Below are 14583 nucleotides of genomic sequence, written 5' to 3'. Positions count from 1 at the left end.
AGAAGCCGGTATGAACTGGCTGGCCAACAACTGGCCCCAGGTCGTCGATCTCACCGGCGCCCACCTGGTGCTCAGCATCCCCGCGATCCTCCTCAGCGTGCTCATCGCGGTGCCGATCGGGCGCCTCGCGTTCTCCCGCCCGCGCCTGGGGTCCCCGCTGCTCGGAGCCGCCTCGCTCATGTACGCGATCCCCGCGCTGCCGCTGCTGATCATCATCCCCGCCGTGCTCGGGTTGCCCCTGCGCTCGCGGGCGACCATGATCGTCGCGCTCACCGTCTACGGCGTCGCGCTGCTCGTCCGCACCGCCGCGGACGCCTTCGCCGCCGTCGACGCCCGCACCCGCGATGCGGCGATCGCGCTCGGCCATTCGCGCTCGAGCGTGTTCTGGCGGGTCGACCTGCCCCTCGCGGTGCCCGTGCTCCTCTCCGGCGTGCGGGTGGTCACGGTGAGCACCGTGAGCCTCGTGACGATCGGTGCGCTCATCGGGGTGCCCGGCCTCGGCTCCCTGCTCACCGACGGCTTCCAGCGCGGCATCACGGCCGAGGTCGTCACCGGGGTGCTCGCCACCGTCGTCCTCGCGCTCGTGCTCGACGGCCTCCTCCTGCTCCTCGGCCAGGCGCTCACCCCGTGGGCGCGCACGAAGGCCGGCCGCGGCACCCACCGTCGGGCCGCCGGAGCGGGGAGCCGCGGATGAATCTCTTCCTCGAAGCCGTGTCCTGGCTCGCCGATCCCGCGCACTGGACGGGCCCGAACGCCGTCGGCGTGCGGATAGTCGAGCACCTGTGGATCTCGTTCCTCGCCGTGCTCATCGCCGCAGTCCTCGCGGTGCCGGCCGGGATCGTCATCGGGCACACCCGCTGCGGCGCCGGGATCGTCGGGGCGCTCACCGGGGCGGCCCGCGCGATCCCCACGCTCGGCCTGCTCACCCTGTTCGGCCTCGCGCTCGGCATCGGGCTCGAGGCGCCGCTGCTCGCCCTCGTCGTCCTCGCCGTGCCCTCGCTGCTCGCCGGCGCCTACGCCGGGGTGCAGTCGATCGACCCGGTCATCCCCGACTCGGCCCGCGCGATCGGCCTGAGCCCGGCCCAGGTCATCCTCCGGGTCGAGGTGCCGCTCGCCTCGCCCGTGCTGCTCGGCGGGCTGCGAGCGGCGACCCTGCAGGTCGTCGCGACGGCGACGCTCGCCGCATACACCGCCGACTACGGGCTGGGGCGCTACCTGTTCTCCGGACTCAAATCCCGCGAGTACGATCAGATGCTCGCCGGCGCGCTCCTCGTCGCCGTCATCGCCCTCCTCCTCGAACTCCTGCTCGGCGCCGCCCAGCGCCTCGCCCGCACCCGCATCGCCCATCCCGCACCGGAGAGGACCTCCTCATGAATCGCACACCGCTCACCCTGCTCGCCGCGCTCACCGCCGCCGGCCTGCTCACCCTGTCCGCGTGCGGGGGCGACCCGCTCGCCGAGGACACCACGGGCTCCGGGGGCACCGGCGGCGGAGGCGGCGACACGATCGTCATCGGCTCGCAGGCCTACTACTCGAACGAGATCATCGCCGAGGCCTACGCCCAGGCCCTCGAGGCCGCCGGCGAGTCCGTGGACCGGCAGTACCAGATCGGGCAGCGGGAGGTGTACCTGCCGGAGATCGAGGCCGGGGAGATCGATCTGTTCCCCGAGTACTCCGGCCCGCTCCTCCAGTACTGGGAGTCCGACACCCCGGCGCGCCAGGGCGAGGAGGTCTACAGCGCCCTGCAGGAGGCCATGCCCGACGGCCTGCGCGCCCTCGCCCAAGCACCGGCGACCGACCAGGACTCCTACGTCGTCACCCGCGAGTTCGCCGAGCAGCACGATCTCACCACGATCGCGGACCTCGCCGAGGTCGACGAGGACCTCACGCTGGGCGCGAACTCGGAGGCCGAGAACCGGCCGAACGGACCGCAGGGCATCAAGGAGGCCTACGGGATCGACGTCGGCTTCTCCCCGATCGAGGACAGCGGCGGTCCGCTCACCGTCAAGGCGCTCGAGGACGGCGACATCCAGCTCGCGATCGTCTACACCGCCGACCCGTCGATCACCGAGAACGACCTCGTCGTCCTCGAGGACCCGGAGGGACTGTTCCTCACCTCGCAGGTCGTGCCGATCGCCGGCGAGAACGTGTCCGAGGACGCAGCAGCCGTCGTCGACGAGGTCAGCGCGGCGCTCACCACCGAGGTGCTCCGGGATCTCAACGCACGCAGCGTCACCGACGAGCTGCCCTCGTCGACGATCGCCGGGGACTGGCTGACGGAGGAGGGATTGCTGTGACCGGCGCGGACGCAGGCATCACGCTCTCCCACCGCTTCGCCGACGAGCTGCCGGAGCTCGCGGTGCCGTGGCAGGCCGCGAAGCCGCCCGAGCCCCGACTCCTCGTCCTCAACGATCCGCTGGCCGCGCAGCTCGGCCTCGACCCGGAGGCGCTGCGCGGCCCGGACGGAGGCGGCTCGAGTGCCGGACTCGGTCTGCTCACGGGAACCGCGCCGCCGGCCGGGACGCAGCCGGTGGCCCAGGCCTACACCGGGCACCAGTTCGGGACGCTCAACCCGCGCCTCGGCGACGGGCGGGCCCTGCTGCTCGGCGAGGCGGCGGGACCCGGCGGAGAACTGCTCGACATCCATCTCAAGGGGTCGGGGCGCACGCCTTTCGCTCGCGGCGGGGACGGGCTCGCCGCGGTCGGGCCGATGCTGCGGGAGCACCTCGTGAGCGAGGCGATGCACGGACTGGGGATCCCCACCACGCGGGCGCTCGCGGTGGTCGCGACGGGCGGCTGGGTGCGCCGCGAGCGGGCGCTGCCCGGTGCGGTGCTCGCCCGGGTCGCGCGCAGTCATGTGCGGGTGGGCAGCTTCCAGTTCGCCCGGCTGTCCGGCGACGACGCGCTGCTGCGCCGGCTCGCCGATCACGCGATCGACCGGCTCCACCCGGAGGCACGCGCGGCCGCCGACCCCTACCTCGGCCTGTTCGAGGCCGTCGTCGCGGCGCAGGCGGAGCTCGTGGCGCGGTGGATGCTCGTGGGATTCATCCACGGGGTGATGAACACCGACAACATGACGATCTCCGGGGAGACGATCGACTACGGTCCGTGCGCGTTCATGGACGCCTTCGACCCGACGACCGTGTACAGCTCGATCGACACCGGCGGGCGCTACGCGTATGCGAACCAGCCGCTCATCGCCGAATGGAACCTCGCCCGGTTCGCCGAGGCGCTCCTCCCCCTGCTCGGTGAGGACCAGGAGGCCGGGATCGCGGCCGCCCAGGAGGTGCTCGGCGGGTTCCGCGCCCGCTACAGCGCGGCGTGGACGGCCGGCATGCGGCAGAAGCTCGGGCTCCGGGACGCGGTGTCCGAGGAGACCGCGGGCGAGGCGATCAACGCGATCCTCCTCATGCTCCGGGACCACCGGGTCGACTACACGGGATTCTTCCGGGGTCTGGCGGACGCAGGCAAGACTGGTCCGGGAAGTGCCGGCGGCGGTGCCGGGGCGCGCGGTGATGACGCGGGTCGTGCCGGGCAGGGCAGTGCAGACGCGAGCGTCGTCGCCGAGATGCTCGCCGACGTCCCCGAGTTCGCCGACTGGCTCGAGACCTGGCGAGGGCTGGATCCGGATGCCGCGCTCATGCGGCGGGTCAACCCGGTCTACATCCCTCGCAACCACCTCGTCGAGGAGGCGCTCGCCGCCGGGGAGGCCGGGGACATGGAACCGTTCACCCGGCTGCTCGAGGCGGTGACGGATCCGCACACCGAGCGCCCAGGGCTCGAGCGGTACGCGCTGCCGGCACCCGAGGACTTCGGACCCTACCGGACCTTCTGCGGGACGTGAGGACTGTGGGCGGCGCATGCCCGAACGCTTGACGGGTTCCATCCGCACCGATAGAAGTGATGCATGTCACTCGATGAGGAGTCGCGGCACCTGATCGCGGCATTCGCCGCCGCTGGGCGGTGATGTGCGGGGATCCTGGACCGAGGTGTTCGCGGACTCCCGCAACCGCCGCGTCGTCGTCAAGGCCGTCCACGGCGGTGGGAGAAGGCGCGGTGTGCTGTCGGACCCGCTGCCTGCGGATCCCCCGATGGACGGCCCCCAGCTGGTCGAGGACTGGATCGAGCACGACGGGAGAGACCGCAAGGCCTACGTCGCCGGTGGGTGAGCGGGCTGCTCAAGCCCTCGACTCTCGACCACGAGCACACCACCGAAGGTGAACCCTTCGCCGTAGACGGTGATCTCGCCGCCCTCGCCCGGCATGCAGCGGCCGGCCTCGGGATGCACCTCGCCGGCGTCGACGGGGTCATCGGCCCGCGCGGCCCGGTCGTCGTCGACGTCAACGCCTTCCCCGGCTTCCGCGGGGTGTGGACGGTGCGCCGGAGGCGGTAGCGGAGCATCTGGTCGAGCACGCGGGGCGGGCCGGGGCTGATCCGGACCGGGCGCCGGACCACCCGTGTCCGAACCCGCCGGTAGGGTGAGACCGACAAGCGAACCGAACGGGACTGCCGGATCAGCCGACTACTGATCCGGGTCGTCCTCGCGATCCTCGAGCAGGGTTTCGACGTGGCGACGCAGGTCGGCGGCGTGCACCGAGATAACCTGCCACACGATCTCGTAGTCGACCGCGTCGTATTCGTGGGCGAGCCGGTTTCGCATCCCGACGGCACGGCGCCAGGTGGGCTGTTCGGCACGGTCGCGCAGGAAGTCCTCGGGCAGTCGGCGGACCGCTTCTCCCAGCTTGAGTACGAGGGAGTCTGCCGCGAGGTGCGGTACGCCCAGCTCAGGGTCGCTGTCGTACCACTCCCGGCCCCGGGCCGCCAGCGCCTCCGCGCGACGACACAGCCGAATGATGTCCTCGAGTCCGCGGCGGATCCCAGCGGTCAGCGGTGGGTTCACAATGCCACCGTAGCGCGGGCGATCTCGTGATCAGCACGGAGCGAGCGCGAGGTGATGATGTCCACGCCTCTGCCCAGCAGCTCCTCCAGCAGCTCTGCGGCATCGATGATGTCGAGCAGGTCCAGGTCGGGCTCTGCATCGACGAGCAGATCGATGTCGCTGCCAGGATGATCCTCATCGCGGGCGACGGAACCGAACACCCGGGGATTGCTCATACGGTGCTCCCTGAGCACGGTCAGGATCGCGTCATGATGGTGGGCCAGAGCGGCGCGAGCGGAAGGTCGCAGTGCCGAGTCCAGGCGCTCGACGGTGGCCGCCGAGGGGCGGCGCCGGCCTCGCTCGTAGGCGGCGATGTTCGGCTGCGGCACACCGCTACGTTCGGCGAGCTGCGCCTGGGTGAGTCCCGCCTGCACTCGACGAGATCTGAGGTCTTCCATGACCCGAGTATAGCGCGCGATATACTCGCGCGATCCCGCTGACGATCGACCCCGTGCCGAGGGCCGGCGGCCAACGCCGTCGGCCCGAGGAGCACTGCCGTGCCCGCGGCGCACCCCGGCAGGCCTCTTGCGTCAGACCAGCCCGCTGCTGAGGAGGAAGATCGCGAGGCCGTGGGCGATCGCCGCCGGGATGACGCCTCGGCGCAGGCGGAGGAACGCGCAGATCAGACCCTCCCAGAGGGTGAATGCCAGCAGCGGCCATCCGACGTCGGTCACGGTGGTGGCGAGGTAGGCGTGGCAGGCCGCGAAGATGACGGCCGACAGCAGCGCGGCACGCACGGCCGGCATGGCGGTCTCGAGCCGCCCCTGCAGGTAGCCCCGGAAGAACACCTCCTCGCCGAGGTTGCCGGCCAGCGCCATGAACGCCAGGGCGGGGAGCACGCCGAGAGCGACCGCGCCGCCGCGCTCCTCCAGCGGAGCTGCGGCCGACACCGCGAGGATGGGAGCCGCGGCGAGGATCCCGCCGAGGATGCCCAGCCCGAGGGTGCTGGGATTCGGCGTCCCCCACTGCACGAGCGACCGCAGGCGCGGGTCACGCAGGGTGGCGAGGACCAGGAGGATGCTGCCGAGACCGAATGCCACGAGCACCACCGGGTCGTCGGTCATGCGCAGCCAGGGCACGAAGTCGCCGACGAGTCCGAACTCCCACAGCCGGGTGGGAGTCATCGCGTCACGGATGAGGATGAAGCCGAGGATGAGGACGACGATGCGCAGGAGCGAGTCGCGGTCCGCACGCGCCAGCCAGAAGCACACCCCGAGGAGGAGCAGGCCGGGGACGAGCATGGCGCCATAGCCCAGCAGCGTGCTCGCGGAATCGAGAAGATCGGTCATGGAGATGCCCCTCCGGGGATGACGGTGCGAGCTGCGAACGGTCGGGGAGTGAGAACGACCCCGCCGGTGGCGGGGCCGTTCTGCTGTTCACTTCGGTGGACCTCCGTAGCAGCTTCTCAAACCCCCGGAAGCCGCTCGGATCGCTGATTTCCCGTGTTCTACGGGGTTCTCGGGCTCGTCAGCCGCGCGCTCGGGGTGCTCGGATGACCGATGAGCGCGGTCCGGTGCGTGAGAATTCGCGGCAGTCTCAAACCCGTTTGAGCGTCTCCAATCGAGCCGAGCTGATCGCCGGTTACGCCGATGGTGTGCCCGTGCGGGAGCTGGCGACGCGATTCAACGTGCACCGCGGCACTGTGCGGGAGATAGCTCGGGAGGCGGGCTTGGCGGCGCGTCGCCCGGAGTTGCCGGACGCGATCCGACAGGACGCCGCTCAACTCTATGCGGGTGGGATGACGCTCGCTCAGGTCGCCGCGCGACTCGGAGTCAGCCATGAGGCCGTGCGCTCGGCGGTGATCGCGTGCGGCGGGACGATCCGTACCGGCGGTCGTCGCCGGGTCGGTGCCTGAGTTCTCACACTTCACCGAATACCTATCGCGTCCACCGCGGCACGCTCTTCGGCGTCGTCTGCTTCGGAAGACAAGCTGGTGCGCTCGCGACGGGCGGTGATGGACTCGCGGACACGGGCGCGGATTAGGAGCACAGCGCTGACCGGCCCGATCCAGAGCATCTTGAGCATGTTCCAGATCGCCCACAGCACTGCGAGGTGGAGCCATCCGGGGGCGCCGTCGTCGATGAGTTGGACACAGGCGTTCGCGATCAGGATGTACGGGACTGCGAGCAGCATCGCGGGGATACCCCACTTCAAGCCGCGTCGGCGGGTTCGGATCGCATACAGCAGGATGTTGGTGGGCATGTAGCGCCGCAGGAAGTAGCGGGTGTGGACGCTGACGGTCCAGATCAGACGGATCATGGTCTTGTTCCTCTCCATCGCACAGTGCATCTGGTGAGGCAGTGCGTTGAAGAATGACCCGAGGGTCTGCCGAGACCGGCGCGTTACAGAGGAGAAATCCGCCTCATCAGGCAGTCTACGGGTGATTCCTGTCAGAAGGAAGAAGCTGGACAGCCAGGGTCGCGGTCCTGGAGCGCTCCGACTGGTCGTCCGCCCTACTCTCGTATGAGGCGTGGATCATGCTGCGTGCCGGTGGCCCGGCGAGGCGACTGGGCAGGCCGATTTCGCGACCATACGCTTGTTGAATGTACCCGCCACCAGCCGGGCCGGACCTGACGGCCGAGCAGTGTCAGGAGCTTGACGACACTTTTTTGTCGTCTGATCCGTACGGGTACTTCAGCGCTCGGATCGGCATGATGCTGCGGTGGGCAGAGTCGGACGTCGACAGCGATGAGCATCCCCTGGCCGCATCCGCGGAACAGCAGCACGCGATCGAGACCCGTGGGCGGTTCGCTCGCCTCCTTGGTCGGCCGGTGGGCTTCGTACCCGAGACCTCGCCGAGGTCCATTGCCACACAGGTCGCCACGGACGCGTACGCCCTGCGGCACCATGCGGCTGAGTCGCTTGTGCGGTTGACGGCGGCACTCTCGCAACGGACGAACGTCGCCGAATCGTGCGTTTGGGAAGCCCTGTCGGCCGGGCGAAACCAACTCGATCAGGTCGTAAGCCAGCTCCGCGAGTCCTTCTCCTCGGCGGAGGCCCCGATGCAGTTCGTCCGTCTGGTTCTCCGCGAGCAGGACTTGCAGAGCGGGATGACGGGCCGACTTGCTTCGGCGTCCAACGTGTTCGCTGACTGGCTCCAGTTCGCTATCGACCTACTCGTGGGACATGAGCTCCAACTCAACGCTGCTCACAACAAGGTCAAGCACGGTCTCTCAGTCCGCGCTCGTGATGATCTCAAAGTCTCATTCGTCACCACTCCGCCCAGCGCAGATGGGACCATCCCGGTTGGTGTGCTGACCGGCCCGGACGCTGTGGACATCTTCGACCGCCCCGTCATCGAAGTTCTCGCACAGGCACCCAAGGTGGACGGGCATCGACAAGGGCTGGAGCTAACGCAGTTGAGGGTGGATGTCCCTGCCGTTCTCGCCGAGGCCTACATGATCGCCTGGGCCCACGGGGCGATGTTCCATGTCGCGGCCACGAAACACTTCGAAGGACGGGTAGACCTTCCCGACTATCTGGGCGCTCCCGCTCATCCCGGTTATCCCGTGGGCGGCCCACATCCTGACCATGTTTCCGGCAAGGCTCCGGTGGGAATGAGGTTCCCTCTCACCACTCCTCCCGGTGGCGGGCCTGCGAGGCGGCCAGCGGGAATCGCGTTTCGAGACTCGTTCATTCCGCTCATATTCACTGGCTCTGCGATGCGCAACGTTCGCGTTGTTGCGGACGAGGCAACGGAGGAGGCGTAGGTGCGGGCGCCAAAGAACGAAGCTACGGGAACCTCGGGTGAGTCTGAGGTCTTGGCGCAGTTCGAGCGCTTGGGCTGGGGAGGGGTGATCGATAGCCGGCACGACACAGGCACCGATCTATATCTGCGGCCGCGAGATGCCCGCCGGTACGAACTCGGCGCCGTGATGGGTGCCCAGGTCAAGACCGGGTCGTCTTACTTCAAGACCCCGCAGAAGGACGCCGAGGGCACGATCACTGGGTGGTGGTTTGCCGAGGACGACCGTGAACACTTCGACTACTGGCTGCGCCACGCGCTGCCCCACGTGGTGATCCTGCGCGATCAAGACAGAAACCTCTCGTTCTGGGTTCACGTCACCCCTGCGCGAGTCGTCTCGACCGGCAAGGGCGCCAAGATTCTTGTACCGGCCTCCCAAACCGTTGACGCGGACCACAACGAAGCACTCTCCGACGTCGCGCTGACGCAGCTTCCGACTCCGACCTGGGACGGCACTGCGTGGACCGGCGCGGTGCATCTTGCACCGGTCGACGAAGTTCGGCATGCCCTCATCACTCCCCGGCTCATCGCACCCCACCCGAACCTGGTCCCAGATTCGATCTCCGGGCTCGAAGCCCTCGCCATGCAAGTGCACTTCCGGGACGACCTTGAACGGATTCTGGAACCGATGAGCCTTCCTGCGCTCGCAGGGGAGAATGACGCCGAGCGGAAGGGGCTGTCACTCGACGATGCACGTGAGGCCGATGACTGGTGTTGGCGCGCCACCGCGGCCCTTCATCTCTGGCACTACCAGGGAGAACCCGCTGACCTGCTTCAGCTTGTCGACCTAGCTTCCACGCCGAGTGAACGCTCCGCGGCATCCGTGCTCCGCTGCGTCTATCACTTCGACGAGAACGATCCCGATACGGCGCTCCAAGTGCTTCAGGACGCCCTGGCACATGACGACTACTCCTCAGTGGATCACGCATGGCTAGAAGCTCAACGAGCACGGGCGCTGCTGGAGGTCGGACGACACGAGGAGGCTTTCGACCTCGCGATGAAGACCCAGCGAATCCATCGAGAGGCACCGTCGGACGTCACGGCTGCGGCCATCGCGGGCGCGTGTGCGCTGACGTCGTTCAGGGCCAGCGGATGGATGCAGGGCGACATCGCCAACATCATCCAGCGCAGCGACAACCCAGCGTCGTGGTGGAGAACCCAGGTGATGTCCTATGGGCTATCCGCTCATCTCTCTGAGGAGTTCCGGAGATGGAGCGAGGATGCGTCGATTCGGATCGGGGGCTCGGACACTGCCCACAAGCGCCTGCTTTCCGCGGCGTTGCTGGCCTCGTGCGCTGGTGACCACGACGGGTGGCGTGGCGCAATTGGCGCTCTCGCGGAGCACTTCCTTGTCACCACCGGCCCCACGGATGATCCCGACAGGGTCGCCGGCCGGCTGACTCTTCTCCGTCTCTCCGGTGACAGCAAGAGCACTGGGCGCGCGACTCGACACATCGTGCGCACGGGTCCAACGATGGCCGCCAGGATCGCGGCGAGCAGCGTGGACTTGTCTCGATCGACTCGAACGACCGCTTTGGCAGATATCGAACTGCTGACGGCCGCCGGCGACGTTCTCGAACCAGCACGCGCCGACGAAACCTGTGCGTGGGCGCTGGCGATGCTCCAAGAGCCACAGGCCTACCTGGAACGTGCTCGGCCTACATTCATCGTGCTCTACAAGATCATCGATCTGCTGAAGGCCATGGTGTGGACGTTGAGCGAGGACGCCCTTCACAACGTGATCGACTACTTCCTCGACCAGCCCCCGGTCACCGACGACGGAACCGCGCAGACACTCGCCCGGCTGATCCATACGATCCCCGCATCCGCGTGGCGTGAGAGTGACCGTCAGCGCGCGGCGAACCGATCTGACGGCGACGCCGCCTACCTACGCGAGGCCTTCTTGAGGGTCGCTGCTCCTGCAGTAGCCGAGAGTCGCGAGCAAGTCCTTCAACGAGCCCGGGCCGGGGAGTTGATCGTCTTCGAAGCCATCGACGACGTGCGAACGCTGCCCTCCGATGCAGTCAATGCTCTTACTGACCGACTGTGCAGCGTCATCGACAATCTCATCGAGGATGCCGCCAAGGGGGCGTACAGTGTCGGCGGTCTCGACCCCGGCCATGCAATGACCCTGCTCGGTGTCTGGCACCCGTCGAGTGGGCGGTGGGATCGTATCGAAGCTCTGTTGACGGCTCCCGGGGTCCGACCTCAGCAACAGTCTGGCGCATTGCAGGTACTCGCCATCCATGGAGCGACACTTGCCGACCCAATCAAGACACAACTTGTCGAAGCCGTGTCAGCGCTTCGGAACCGAGAGCCAGTGCGGACCTTCTTCGATGACGACGAGGACATCCGCGGCCTCGCCGCCGAAGCGCTCGCTGCTCTCGCAGATGAGGCCGCGCGCGAACCGTTGATACGGGACCTTCTTGGCGGGGACACCGTTCGCCGTGCCGCAAGTGCACGGATCATCGAACGTTTCGGAGACAAGGCAGAGTCCGAACTCCTTCTCGCTCTAGCGGGTGACGCAACCGAAGCCGTACGTGACGCGGCGCTCAGAGGGCTGAGCAGGTTGGTCGTTGCCGAGCGCGCATCTGAGGGAGTCGCGACGATCCTGTCGAAGGTCCTGAAGTCTGGCGGAAGGCGGAGTGCCGCGGCGGTCGTTTCCGGGCTCCACACGCCTTCGGAGGTGCCAGCCGTTTCTCAACTGCTGACCATCGCCGCGCAGCACCCTTCAGCACAGATTCGCGAAGCTGCACGCGAGAGCACCAGCGACTGAGAGTTCCGCAGGCGCTATTGTTCCTCCGCCGTCGGCGGTGGCAGTGATGCTCGATCCGTGCTGGAATCCGCCTCATCCTCGGGTGCTGGCGGTGCGAGTTGCTGCCTGGTGAAGGCGTCGCTCATTTCATTGAGTTCGACCGTCTCTGGCGCTGGGTAATCCAAGCGATCGACAACACGCTTCATCGTCTTGTCTACGCCACCCACGGCCTTGGTGAGGTCTTTGATCGCGCCACGTACATGGTGCAGTGAGCCGTCCGGAGCGTCCCTGGCCTGACGCCACTCTGAGATGTCGATCTGAATTTCGAGGACAGGCAGCGGACCGTGCGGGCCCTCGCCTTCGACACGCACAGTGCGGACCTGTGGTTCCTCGCTGGACAGGAGGTCGTAGCCGGCACCGAGCGTCCACCGGATTTCCCGTTTCGGCGCGAGTGAGCGGAGTCCGCTGGCGAGCACCCGCTGAACACTCTCGACCTTGTCCGACTGTTGCTGGCCGGCTGGAAGCGGTGGATCGAACGTCACCCTCACGTTGCGTGCGACGGTGGGACCGTTGTTACCCACCACCACGTGCATCACGGTGCCTTGTTGCATATCTGGCTGGATGTCCGCCCACACGTAGGGCTGTAGTGCCTCATGAGCGAGATCGCGTTGTAGTTGAGTCTGCTCCCGCGCGGCGGCTGCCTGCTCGCGTTGGATCTCCGTCTGGTCGTGCGCCGCCTTCGCCTGCCTCGCGGCCGCCCGCGCTGCCCAGATGGTGAATGGCAGGGCGAAGGCCGAGATGACCAGGGCAACGATTGAGATGGCTACCATGCTTCAACCTTCCCATGGCGGTCTGACACAGGCGGGACTGATGCACGGATAGGTGACATTTCGGGTTTCACGCTGCAAGTGCAACGGGTTCAATGATGGCTTCGTACTCCACCGGGGTCAATTTCCCGAGACGGGCTTGACGACGTCGGCGGTGGTAAGTCCGCTCGATCCAGGTCACGATCGCGATCCGCAGCTGCTCATATGTAGTCCACCGGCGGCGGTCGAGGACGTTCTTTTGCAGGAGCGCGAAGAACGATTCCATGGCCGCGTTGTCACCTGCTGCCCCGACCCGGCCCATCGATCCGATGAGCCCGTGACGGGCCAGCGCGCGGAGGAACTTGCGTGACCGGAACTGAGATCCTCTGTCACTGTGTACCACGCAGCCGCCCACGTCGCCGCGCCGGGCGACGGCCATCTCGAGGGCATCGACGGCCAGCCGGGCCTTCATCCGCCGGTCGATGGAGTAGCCGACGATCCGCCCCGAGTAGACGTCCTTGACCGCGCACATGTACAGCTTGCCCTCGGTGGTCCTGTGCTCAGTGATATCGGTCAGCCATAGTGCGTTCGGGGCGGTGGCGGTGAATACCCGTTCGACGAGGTCATCGTGGACCGGCGGGCCCGGCGGTGGCCCATTCTTCGCACGGGCTTTGCCGAAGACGCTCCACCACGAGTTGTCCGCGCAGATTCGCCACGCCGTGCGCACGCACATGGCCTCACCGATGGCTTCGGCTTCGTCGGCCAGCAGTCGGTAGCCGAACTCCGGGTCGTCCCGATGAGCCTCGAACAGCGCATTGGCCCGATAGGCCTCAACCAGCTCGGCCGGCCCGATGGGTTGTCTGAGCCAACGGTAGTAGGGCTGGCGGGAGAGCTTGAGCACCCGACACGTCACCGCCACGGGAACCCCGTCGGCGGCGAGCTCTCTCATGAGCGGGTAGAGCCTTTTGACGGCAGATTCGCCTGCGACAGATACGCTGCGGCGCGGCGCAGGACCTCGTTCTCCTGCTCCAGCAACCGGTTGTGGCGCCGCAGCTCGCGCAACTCGGCGGACTCATCGGTGGTGGTGCCGGGCTTGCTGCCGGCATCGATTTCGGCCTTTCGGATCCACTTCGTGACGGTGCCTTCGTGGACGCCGAAGTCCTTGGCAATCTGCGCGATCGTAGTGTGCTCGTCCCGATTCAGGGCAACGCGCACGACGTCGTCGCGAAACTCTTTCGGATAGGGCTTGGGCATGATGCTGACATCCTTCCAGACCTGCCTGTTAGCAAGCCAGATCAGGTGTCACCTATCCGTGCATCAGTCCCGCCCGCTCCCGCGCCGAACAAGACCGCGCCCGTCCCGCACCGGACGCCGTGTCGCCGGTTCCCGGCGCATGTCGGGACAGCAAGGTAGAATCGGACCAGCAAGAAGCCAACGACTGAACCTCCGGTTCGGTCGTGGTGCGCAGTCCTGTTTGGCCTTCGTGGCTTACCCAGCAGGCTCCGATATCGAGTCGGCTGGGTCGTGTTTCCCTTTTACGAGTCGCACCGCACCAAGCGGTAGCCGCCGCTTGTGCTGGCCCCGATCAATCCGGGGAAGGGAACACGACCCGTGACCATTACACAACCACCAGCCACTACTGCTCTGGACCGCATCGGTGAGACCACCACCATGGCCGTCTCCTACCTGCGCGTGTCCACCAAGGAACAAGCCGAACGCGGCGGCCGTGCCGAGGGCTTCTCGATCCCCGCCCAGCGGGAGGCGAATTTGCGCAAGGCCCGCGACCTGAACGCCGTCATCACCGAGGAGTTCATCGACGCCGGCGAGTCCGCCCGCAAGGCCGACCGGCCCGAACTGATGCGGATGATCGAGTACGTCCAAACGCACCAGGTCGCATACTGCATCGTCCACAAGGTCGACCGGCTCGCCCGCAACAGCGCCGATGACGTGACCATCCACCTCGCCCTCAAAGAGGCCGGGGTCGTGCTCGTCTCCGCGACCGAGAACATCGACGAGACTCCGTCGGGGATGCTGCTGCACGGCATCATGTCGACCATCGCGGAGTTCTACTCCCGCAACCTCGCTGGCGAGGTCTCCAAGGGCATGAACCAGAAGGCGCTCAGTGGCGGCACCAACGGCAAAGCACCCATGGGCTACCTCAACGTCACCCGCCGCGACGAACTCGGCCGCGAGGTCCGCACCGTCGAGGTGGACCCCGACCGTGCCCCGCTGGTGCGATGGGCGTTCGAGGCCTATGTCAAATCCCGGGTTTAGTTGAGGCTGAACGGTTGTTCTGTATTCAGGCTGCGTTGCCGATGGTCTGGTTCTCGGCGAAATG

General features: G+C 67.4%; 16 protein-coding genes. 10 read left to right on the top strand and 6 right to left on the bottom strand.

Features of this window, described 5'->3' with window-relative positions; translation table 11 throughout:
- The first annotated feature begins 10 nt into the window (after nucleotides 1–10).
- From ABD883_RS06100 to ABD883_RS06075, 6 genes are all read left to right on the top strand, one after another.
- Nucleotides 11–694 (top strand): ABC transporter permease, encoded by a 684-nt coding sequence (locus ABD883_RS06100; RefSeq protein ID WP_295688649.1) that lies wholly within the window; start codon nucleotides 11–13, stop codon nucleotides 692–694.
- Nucleotides 691–1374, top strand: coding sequence for an ABC transporter permease (locus ABD883_RS06095; protein ID WP_295688651.1), 684 nt, complete (start codon nucleotides 691–693; stop codon nucleotides 1372–1374). Before ABD883_RS06100 ends, ABD883_RS06095 begins: the two co-directional genes overlap by 4 nt.
- Complete coding sequence (locus tag ABD883_RS06090; RefSeq protein WP_247618695.1) at nucleotides 1371–2297, top strand: ABC transporter substrate-binding protein; 927 nt, start codon at nucleotides 1371–1373, stop codon at nucleotides 2295–2297. Before ABD883_RS06095 ends, ABD883_RS06090 begins: the two co-directional genes overlap by 4 nt.
- Entirely contained in the window at nucleotides 2294–3844 is a 1551-nt protein-coding gene (locus ABD883_RS06085) for a protein adenylyltransferase SelO (RefSeq protein ID WP_295688653.1), read from the top strand. Before ABD883_RS06090 ends, ABD883_RS06085 begins: the two co-directional genes overlap by 4 nt.
- Nucleotides 3845–3968: 124 nt before the next feature.
- Nucleotides 3969–4169, top strand: coding sequence for a hypothetical protein (locus ABD883_RS06080; RefSeq protein WP_247618697.1), 201 nt, complete (start codon nucleotides 3969–3971; stop codon nucleotides 4167–4169).
- Nucleotides 4166–4393 carry a hypothetical protein gene (locus ABD883_RS06075; RefSeq protein WP_247618698.1) on the top strand — a complete coding sequence of 76 codons (228 nt, stop codon included), beginning with the start codon at nucleotides 4166–4168 and terminating at the stop codon, nucleotides 4391–4393. Before ABD883_RS06080 ends, ABD883_RS06075 begins: the two co-directional genes overlap by 4 nt.
- Nucleotides 4394–4522: 129 nt before the next feature.
- On the opposite strand, the gene ABD883_RS06070 is transcribed toward ABD883_RS06075, so the two are convergent.
- From ABD883_RS06070 to ABD883_RS06060, 3 genes are all read right to left on the bottom strand, one after another.
- The gene (locus ABD883_RS06070; protein ID WP_247618699.1) at nucleotides 4523–4900 is read right to left on the bottom strand and encodes a HepT-like ribonuclease domain-containing protein; all 378 of its coding nucleotides are present in this window, start codon (nucleotides 4898–4900) and stop codon (nucleotides 4523–4525) included.
- Nucleotides 4897–5337, bottom strand: coding sequence for a helix-turn-helix domain-containing protein (locus ABD883_RS06065; RefSeq protein WP_295688656.1), 441 nt, complete (start codon nucleotides 5335–5337; stop codon nucleotides 4897–4899). Before ABD883_RS06065 ends, ABD883_RS06070 begins: the two co-directional genes overlap by 4 nt.
- A 132-nt stretch (nucleotides 5338–5469) precedes the next feature.
- Entirely contained in the window at nucleotides 5470–6228 is a 759-nt protein-coding gene (locus tag ABD883_RS06060) for a CPBP family intramembrane glutamic endopeptidase (protein ID WP_295688658.1), read from the bottom strand.
- 203 nt (nucleotides 6229–6431) lie between these two features.
- On the opposite strand from ABD883_RS06060, the gene ABD883_RS06055 reads away from it, so the two are divergent.
- Nucleotides 6432–6794, top strand: a complete 363-nt coding sequence (locus ABD883_RS06055; protein ID WP_295688661.1) for a helix-turn-helix domain-containing protein — start codon at nucleotides 6432–6434, stop codon at nucleotides 6792–6794.
- 11 nt (nucleotides 6795–6805) lie between these two features.
- Here ABD883_RS06055 and ABD883_RS06050 read toward each other — a convergent pair whose 3' ends face one another.
- Complete coding sequence (locus ABD883_RS06050; RefSeq protein ID WP_295688662.1) at nucleotides 6806–7198, bottom strand: hypothetical protein; 393 nt, start codon at nucleotides 7196–7198, stop codon at nucleotides 6806–6808.
- A 284-nt stretch (nucleotides 7199–7482) separates the two neighbouring features.
- Here ABD883_RS06050 and ABD883_RS06045 point away from each other — a divergent pair, with 284 nt between their 5' ends.
- Nucleotides 7483–8649: a hypothetical protein gene (locus tag ABD883_RS06045; protein WP_295688663.1), complete on the top strand. Its 1167-nt coding sequence runs from the start codon at nucleotides 7483–7485 to the stop codon at nucleotides 8647–8649.
- The gene (locus tag ABD883_RS06040) at nucleotides 8650–11460 is read left to right on the top strand and encodes a DUF4365 domain-containing protein (protein ID WP_295688665.1); all 2811 of its coding nucleotides are present in this window, start codon (nucleotides 8650–8652) and stop codon (nucleotides 11458–11460) included.
- A 14-nt stretch (nucleotides 11461–11474) separates the two neighbouring features.
- Here the strand turns inward: ABD883_RS06040 and ABD883_RS06035 are convergent, their stop codons facing one another.
- Together ABD883_RS06035 and ABD883_RS06030 are read right to left on the bottom strand one after the other, a co-directional pair.
- Nucleotides 11475–12269 carry a hypothetical protein gene (locus ABD883_RS06035; RefSeq protein ID WP_295688667.1) on the bottom strand — a complete coding sequence of 265 codons (795 nt, stop codon included), beginning with the start codon at nucleotides 12267–12269 and terminating at the stop codon, nucleotides 11475–11477.
- A 67-nt stretch (nucleotides 12270–12336) separates the two neighbouring features.
- Nucleotides 12337–13499, bottom strand: a protein-coding gene (locus tag ABD883_RS06030; protein ID WP_295688669.1) for an IS3 family transposase whose coding sequence is annotated in 2 segments (ribosomal slippage) — nucleotides 12337–13212 and nucleotides 13215–13499 — 1161 coding nt in all. Because the reading frame shifts where the segments join, the coding sequence is not laid out codon by codon here.
- Nucleotides 13500–13916: 417 nt separating this feature from the next.
- On the opposite strand from ABD883_RS06030, the gene ABD883_RS06025 reads away from it, so the two are divergent.
- Complete coding sequence (locus ABD883_RS06025) at nucleotides 13917–14519, top strand: recombinase family protein (RefSeq protein ID WP_345030699.1); 603 nt, start codon at nucleotides 13917–13919, stop codon at nucleotides 14517–14519.
- Nucleotides 14520–14583 lie beyond the last annotated feature (64 nt).

It is taken from the genome of Brevibacterium pityocampae (assembly GCF_039541555.1).
In the GTDB taxonomy this organism is placed as follows: Bacteria; Actinomycetota; Actinomycetes; order Actinomycetales; family Brevibacteriaceae; genus Brevibacterium; species Brevibacterium pityocampae.
This window is presented reverse-complemented; position numbering and strand designations above follow the sequence as displayed.

Bases quoted from the DNA above. Each gene is read 5' to 3' on its own strand.
- ABD883_RS06100 (WP_295688649.1), top strand. From the start codon at position 11: ATGAACTGGCTGGCCAACAACTGGCCCCAGGTCGTCGATCTCACCGGC.
- ABD883_RS06050 (WP_295688662.1), bottom strand. From the start codon at position 7,198: ATGATCCGTCTGATCTGGACCGTCAGCGTCCACACCCGCTACTTCCTG.
- ABD883_RS06025 (WP_345030699.1), top strand. From the start codon at position 13,917: ATGGCCGTCTCCTACCTGCGCGTGTCCACCAAGGAACAAGCCGAACGC.
- ABD883_RS06090 (WP_247618695.1), top strand. From the start codon at position 1,371: ATGAATCGCACACCGCTCACCCTGCTCGCCGCGCTCACCGCCGCCGGC.
- ABD883_RS06095 (WP_295688651.1), top strand. From the start codon at position 691: ATGAATCTCTTCCTCGAAGCCGTGTCCTGGCTCGCCGATCCCGCGCAC.
- ABD883_RS06055 (WP_295688661.1), top strand. From the start codon at position 6,432: ATGACCGATGAGCGCGGTCCGGTGCGTGAGAATTCGCGGCAGTCTCAA.
- ABD883_RS06065 (WP_295688656.1), bottom strand. From the start codon at position 5,337: ATGGAAGACCTCAGATCTCGTCGAGTGCAGGCGGGACTCACCCAGGCG.
- ABD883_RS06045 (WP_295688663.1), top strand. From the start codon at position 7,483: ATGTACCCGCCACCAGCCGGGCCGGACCTGACGGCCGAGCAGTGTCAG.
- ABD883_RS06035 (WP_295688667.1), bottom strand. From the start codon at position 12,269: ATGGTAGCCATCTCAATCGTTGCCCTGGTCATCTCGGCCTTCGCCCTG.
- ABD883_RS06060 (WP_295688658.1), bottom strand. From the start codon at position 6,228: ATGACCGATCTTCTCGATTCCGCGAGCACGCTGCTGGGCTATGGCGCC.